Below are 1,522 nucleotides of genomic sequence, written 5' to 3' on the forward strand. Positions count from 1 at the left end.
TTGAGCGGCAGGTCAAGCCCTGGTGAATGAGCAACGGGACGTCCTGATAGATCAACTTGTTGCTGAGGCAAGGCGATCATCGGGAGTCCCGTTGCGGGAGAAGTCTGTCATCACACGAACGATCGAGGTGGCCGGGGGTGTGTACGCGCCCGGGCACTTGGGCGAGCTGACGCAGGTCGTGGACTTCGCGCTGGTGGACGCGGTGCTGGAGGAGACCGGGACGCGGGAGCGGAGGCTGCGGCTGCTGCCGTCACGGGTGATGGTCTACTTCGTCCTCGCGCTGGCCCTTTTCGAAGACAGCTCCTACCGGAGCGTGTGGGGCAAACTGGTGGCCGGGCTGGAGCCACTGGCCCTGGTACGGCCGGCAGTCTCTTCGCTCTCCCGGGCCCGGCGGCGGATCGGGGCCGCTCCGCTACGGCGTCTGTTCGAGACCCTCGCCGGGCCCGTCGCCCACCGCGGCCAGAGCGGCGCCTTCTGGCGGGGGCTGCGGACCGTGGCCGTCGACGGGACCCTGCTGCACACCCCGGACGAGCCGGCGATCACCTGGCGCTACCCGAAACGGTCCGGTGACCAGCTGGAGTTCGGCTACCCGCTGTTGCGACTCGTGGTCCTCATCGAGTGCGGCACCCGCGCTCTCCTGGCCGCCGCTTTCGGCCCCGAGAGTGACGGTGAACTCTCCTATGCCGGGCGCCTGTTGAACGCCCTGGACCGCACGATGCTCCTGCTGGCCGATGCCGGGTTCGACGCGAACACCTTCGCCGCCGATGTCCACGCCAGCGGCGCGCAGTTCCTTCTGCGTTCCTCCGCCCGCCGCATCCCCACTCCCTTCCAGCACCTCGGCGACGGCTCCTACCTGGCCCGGATCGGCTACGGCGTCCTGCCCGCCCTGCTGACCGTCCGCGTCATCGAGGCCGACGTCATCCTCACCCTGGCGGACGGCACCGTCCGCCGCGAGCAGTGGCGCCTGCTGACCAGTCTCCTGGACGCCACGCATTACCCCGCCACCGAGTTGATCTCTCTGTATCACGAGCGGTGGCAGGCCGAGACCACCTATTTCTCGATCAAGGCCACCATGCTCGACGGCCGGGTCCTGCGCTCGCGCAGTCTGCCCGGCCTCGACCAGGAGGTCTACGCCCTGCTCACCACCTACCAGGCCCTGATCCGCTCAGCCGCCGACACCGCTTGCACCCGGCCCGGCCTGGACATGCACCGCATCAGCTTCACCGTCCTGCTGGCCACCGCCGCTGACACCGTCATCAGTGCGACCGGGGTCCTCTCCCCGGCGGGACCCGTCGAGCTCGTGGGCACCATCGGTCGGGCCGTCCTCGGCGCTCTGCACCCCGCCCGTCACCGGCACCGCGTCAAGGCCCGCACCCGTAAGAACCCCACCAGCAAATACGGGCCGAACGCCGGACAACAGCCCACGACCAGCCAGAACTACACCATCCATACCGCCATCACGTTCTTCGAGCACGGGCTCGAGAACCGCTCACGGAGGTAAACGCAACGGTGTTGACTTCAT

Annotated in this window: 1 protein-coding gene; it reads left to right on the forward strand. The window is 68.5% G+C overall.

The genetic code is table 11. From position 1 onward, the window contains the following. Window positions 1-91: 91 nt before the first annotated feature. Window positions 92-1,501, forward strand: a complete 1,410-nt coding sequence (locus ABZV38_RS40410; protein ID WP_356333955.1) for an IS4 family transposase — start codon at window positions 92-94, stop codon at window positions 1,499-1,501. Window positions 1,502-1,522: the final 21 nt, after the last annotated feature.

The sequence above is a fragment of the Streptomyces sp. NPDC005181 genome (genome assembly GCF_040608395.1).
GTDB lineage: Bacteria > Actinomycetota > Actinomycetes > Streptomycetales > Streptomycetaceae > Streptomyces.